The sequence below is a fragment of the Robinsoniella sp. genome (assembly GCF_034124845.1).
In genome coordinates this window covers 17328-22396 of sequence record NZ_JAWYAJ010000227.1, presented here as the reverse complement: position 1 = coordinate 22396, position 5069 = coordinate 17328, and the positions used below count along the sequence as shown (strand labels likewise).

The following is a 5069-nucleotide window of genomic DNA, read 5'->3' as shown; positions in this document are numbered from 1 at the left end:
ACGGTTACATGGTGCAGAAAAAAGAACTTCTTGAGACGATGGAATATATTGCAAATTATTCCCTGTATGCTTTTGAAGATGAATTGAAGCAGGGATTTATTACCATACAGGGCGGACATCGGGTTGGTATCGCAGGAAAAATTATTATGGATGGTGAAAGGATTAAAAGTGTGAAGTATATTTCTTTTATAAATGTCCGTTTATCACATCAGATAAAGGGGTGTGCGACAGATGTGCTGCCTTATGTGATACAGGGAGATGAAATCTGCCATACGCTGATTATTTCTCCGCCCAGATGCGGAAAGACGACATTATTAAGGGATATGATCCGGCAGCTTTCTAACGGAACTTCCTATTTTCAGGGAAGTACGATTGGAGTGGTGGATGAGCGGTCGGAGATTGGGGGAGCTTATCTTGGCGTGCCCCAAAATGACCTGGGGATCCGCACGGATGTGCTGGATTGCTGCCCGAAAGCAGAAGGCATGATGATGCTGGTCCGCTCCATGTCCCCCAGGATTATAGCGGTAGATGAAATCGGGGACTATGAAGACATCCACGCCATTGAATCGGTAATACACTGCGGCTGCAAGCTGCTGGCTACGGTTCATGGGAGCTCCATTGAAGATGTAAAAAGAAAACCATTACTTCAAAAACTGGTTCTAGAACGGGTATTTGAAAGATATATTATTTTACACAACTACAAACAGATAGGCAAGGTAAAAGAGATATTTGATGAACGTGGGACAAGGCTGTATGACAAGGAGGTGTTTTTATGCTGAAAATGCTGGGTATAGGCATGATCATTGCTACATCCTCTGCGATTGGCTTTTCCATGAGCAAAGACCTGGAGAAGAGGGTAGTACAGCTGACTGAGTTAAAGCGTATGTTTGTAATGCTTCAGGGAGAGATCAAGTATGGCAAAACACCGCTTGTGGAAGGGTTTCGCAAAGTGGGACAACGTTCAGGACCGCCGTTTCAGGAATTCCTGCAGTATTTATCGGAGGAAATGGAGAAGCGGGATGGAAAAAGCCTTTCCAGGATTTTTGAAGAGGGGGTGAATTTAAAGCTGGAGCACTGCAATCTTACAAAAGAGGATCTGGAACAACTGAAAACGGTAGGAAGCCATCTGGGCTATCTGGATATTGACATGCAGCTTCGAAACATTGACTTGTACTTGGAGCAGTTAAATGAAAATTGTATACAGGCCAGGCAGAATTACCAGAATAAATCAAGGGTTTATCATTGCCTTGGCGTGATGGGAGGGCTGTTTCTGGCAATCATCTTAATCTGACAGGCGTGCCGGAAAACGATGTATCAGCAGATGCGTGGCGGGAATGATTTTTTAAACACGCTCGAAGGTGAGGGGAAAAAGATGAGTGTAAATTTAATATTTAAAATTGCGGCGGTGGGAATTCTGGTCTCGGTACTGAGCCAGGTACTTAAGCATAGTGGAAGGGAAGAACACGCATTTTTGACTAGTCTTGCCGGACTGGTGCTGGTACTTTTCTGGATACTGCCTTATATAAATCAATTATTTGAAACAATTAAGAGTCTGTTTGCGCTTTAAGGGGGTGCATCGGTAATGGATATGATGAAAATAGGAATTCTTGGGATAGCGGGAATTCTGACAGCTCTGTTTATCAAAGATGTAAAGCCCCAGTTTGCCGTATTTATCAGTATGGCAACATGCATATTAATATTTTTCTATGCAATAGATAAACTAACTTTTTTGACCCAGACCCTGGAGACGCTGAAAAATTATATTGCATTGAAAGATTCCTACTTGAGCATCTTACTGAAAATAATAGGGATTACCTATATTGCTGATTTTTCATCCAATGTCTGCAAAGATGCCGGATATTCGGCAATTGCGGGGCAGATTGAAATATTTGGCAAAATTTCTATTTTTGTAGTAAGTGCTCCGGTGTTAATGGCGCTTTTAGACACGATCCATGATTTCATGAGTTAGAGCCTCCCGACGGATTTATGCCGGGAGCCACTTGAGCCTGTTTTTCTGGAAGGAGGATTATGGGGGTGATGAAAAAATTCTGGTTTGTCCTGACCTTAGTCGGCCTCCTCTTCCTTGGGACATCCATAGTGGTACAAGCAGAGGGAAAAGAAGAGGCAAATGAAGAGGAATTGCAGGAATCTTATTTGGATGAGCTGGATTTAAATGAAATTGAATCGACACTGGATAATATTCTGGGAGATACTAAATTTGATTTTAAGGATGCACTTGGAAAGCTGATAAAAGGGGATATGCCAATGACGCCTTCCAGTATCCTGCAAATAGTGAAGGATGCCTTTTTTGCAGAGTTAAATCAGTATAAATCCACAATGTTGCATATTATTATGATAGTGATTGCAGCGGCTATTTTTACAAATTTTACCGGAGTCTTTGAAAAAAGCCAGATTGCGGATATAAGTTTTTATATGATGTATCTGCTGCTGTTTACGGTTTTAATCAAAGCATTTTGGGACATGAGCCAATTGACAATGGATACCCTGGGGCAGGTTCTAAATTTCATGAAGGTGCTGCTTCCTGCTTATTTTGTAGCAGCCACATTTGCGGCTGGATCCATTACTGCAGCAGGATTTTATGAATTGACGCTGATTTTGATTACGGTAATCCAGTGGGTTCTGAAATATCTGTTGCTGCCGGGAGTGAATCTGTATGTGATTTTTCTTTTATTAAACCATCTGGCAAAGGAAGAGTATCTGTCTAAGATGGCGGAACTGTTAAATTTAATGATTTCCTGGGTGCTTAAGACCCTTTTGGGGGCAGTAATCGGGATACAGACGGTACAGTGCCTGATCATGCCGGCAGTAGATTCTCTGAAAAATACCCTTTTGCATAAAACCTCCGGTGCGATTCCGGTCATCGGGAATGTATTCAATGCAGTATCTGAAGTGGTGGTAGGTTCTGCAGTGCTGGTTAAAAACGCCGTGGGTGTAGCGGGGCTTATCGCCGTGCTGATTATCTGCCTGATGCCATTAGTGAAACTGGTAATCGGCACTTTTATGTACAAACTGTTAAGCGCTGTCATCCAGCCCATATCGGACAAGCGGATGATTGACTGTATAGGAAGTATTGGGGATGGGGCTGCGCTTCTGGTGCGGATTCTGTTTACGGCAGGTGCGTTATTCTTAATTACGCTGGCGATGGTAACGGCTTCCATCCGGGGATTGTAGCTTTTATTCCCGCGAGCAACGAGCCAAACGGGCACGCTGGCGCGTCTATTTGGCGACTGCCGCGGGGTTTTTGACTGGGAGGTGAGGGGATGTCCGGGATCTATACCTGGGTTCGCAATATTGCATGTTATCTCGTTGTCTTTAACGTGATCCTTCATATTGTGCCAAACGAAGGATTTAAGCGGTATGTGCGGTTTATTGGCGGGATACTGCTGGTAATTCTGGTCATGGCACCCCTTGCGAATCTAACGAACTTGTCGGAATCATTTGACCAGGCTCTGCGCATCGAGGGGCTTAAGGAAGAGTTGGACAATGTGAAGACAGCCAGAGAAGGGCTGGATGGTTTAAAGTCCGATAAGATTGAGCAGGCTTTTTCCGATGAAATAAAAAGGCAGATGGAACAGATTGTAATACAGCATGACTATTATCCGGTTTCAACTACGATGGAATATGAAAAGGATGGAGAAAGTATCATCGGCATAAACTCAGCAGATCTTGTAATCTCCAAAAAGAAAACGAAAATTGATATCCACGTGGGACAGGCAGCAAAAGGGGATGGAAAGGAGAATGAAGCTGTGAAAAGTATAAAAAAAGAGATTGAAGAAGTATATCAGATACCGGTTGGACATATAAATATTGATGTACGGGAGTAGTTCACATGGGAAAAGGATTAGGGCCGATTATTGAAAAATTAAAACGTATGAATAAAGACCATCTTCTGATTGCCCTGCTGGCGGGGGTGCTGCTTCTGGTAATTGCAATTCCAACACAGGATAAAAATAGTACGCCGTCCGTTCCGACTACTGAAAATACGTCTGGACTTACAAATACTGCAAAGAAAGATGATCTGGATGTTCTGCAAGGGCGGCTTGTACAGACACTGAGCAAGGTGGAAGGGGTGGGTAAAGTAGAGGTAATGCTCACGCAGAAGTCTTCAAAGGAGAAAATTGTGGAAAAAGACTCACCGGTAACAGATAAGAATACGGAAGAGAAGGACAGTGAAGGCGGAATCCGTTCCACCAGAGAAAATGTAACGGGGGAAGAAACTGTCTATGAAAAAGACGAAAATGGAAACCAGGTTCCATATGTGGTAAAAGAATTGGAACCGGAAATTGCGGGAGTACTGATCGTGGCAGAGGGCGGAGGTGATCCGGTGACAGTTAATAATATTACTGAGGCAGTTATGTCATTATTTGATATCGACGCGCATAAAATCAAAGTAATGAAGATGAATTAAGGAGGGGGAAAGTGTGAAACATATTTTTAAGAAGAATCAAATCATTATTACGGCACTTGCAGTCATGATTGCAGTTGCAGGGTACTTAAACTACTCGGGAAATAAGCTTGGCAAGGATGCCACACAATCTGCACTTGATAAAAATGGGGTAGTAAGCCAGAAGGAAACGGAAAGTGAGATGAAAAATGAGAGTGCATTAGTGGACATTCCAAGCCTGGATCAGGATTTGGAAGACGTATCAAGCGATAGTGCATCTGCAGATATTACAGCGGGAACAGAGAACGCATCCGCAGATATCTCTACGGATGGAACGGCTTTGGCAGATACATCTGATTCCAACACTGCTTCTGCTGATCTCTCATCAGAAGACACAGCATCGGCAGACACGGCTTCATCAGATGCCAGCATTGAAACAGCAGAAGGCGAAATCAGCGATACACCGGGAGAAGCTGTTCTTACAAGCTCAGCTACCAGTTCCGGATTCGCTGCAGAGGCCAAACTGTCCAGAGAACAGGTTCGTGCTAAAAATAAAGAAACGCTTCTTGGTGTAATCAACAATGAAAGCATCAGCCAGGACCAGAAACAAAATGCAATTGATGACATGACAGCTATGACGGATATCACAGAGCGAGAAGCAGCA

At 43.4% G+C, this 5069-nt stretch carries 8 protein-coding genes; all 8 read left to right on the top strand.

Translation table 11 applies throughout. The features are described from left to right. The coding region (gene spoIIIAA / locus ACH2DQ_RS11135) for a stage III sporulation protein AA (protein WP_395026744.1) at window positions 1–779 on the top strand (779 nt) is incomplete at its 5' end. Beyond that, on the top strand, window positions 773–1291 hold the full coding sequence (locus ACH2DQ_RS11130; RefSeq protein WP_394914337.1) for a stage III sporulation protein AB: 519 nt from the start codon (window positions 773–775) through the stop codon (window positions 1289–1291). The genes spoIIIAA and ACH2DQ_RS11130, both read left to right, overlap by 7 nt. An 81-nt stretch (window positions 1292–1372) precedes the next feature. Further along, window positions 1373–1567, top strand: a complete 195-nt coding sequence (gene spoIIIAC / locus ACH2DQ_RS11125; protein WP_027293818.1) for a stage III sporulation protein AC — start codon at window positions 1373–1375, stop codon at window positions 1565–1567. 15 nt (window positions 1568–1582) lie between these two features. Continuing rightward, entirely contained in the window at window positions 1583–1969 is a 387-nt protein-coding gene (gene spoIIIAD, locus ACH2DQ_RS11120) for a stage III sporulation protein AD (protein ID WP_394914338.1), read from the top strand. Window positions 1970–2037: 68 nt separating this feature from the next. Next, window positions 2038–3192: a stage III sporulation protein AE gene (locus tag ACH2DQ_RS11115; RefSeq protein WP_394914414.1), complete on the top strand. Its 1155-nt coding sequence runs from the start codon at window positions 2038–2040 to the stop codon at window positions 3190–3192. 89 nt (window positions 3193–3281) lie between these two features. Further along, complete coding sequence (locus ACH2DQ_RS11110) at window positions 3282–3845, top strand: stage III sporulation protein AF (RefSeq protein ID WP_394914339.1); 564 nt, start codon at window positions 3282–3284, stop codon at window positions 3843–3845. Window positions 3846–3850: 5 nt separating this feature from the next. Continuing rightward, window positions 3851–4429 (top strand): stage III sporulation protein AG, encoded by a 579-nt coding sequence (locus ACH2DQ_RS11105; RefSeq protein WP_394914340.1) that lies wholly within the window; start codon window positions 3851–3853, stop codon window positions 4427–4429. Window positions 4430–4442: 13 nt separating this feature from the next. Then, window positions 4443–5069, top strand: a 627-nt coding sequence (locus ACH2DQ_RS11100) for a SpoIIIAH-like family protein (protein ID WP_395026741.1), incomplete at its 3' end; no start/stop codon positions are given.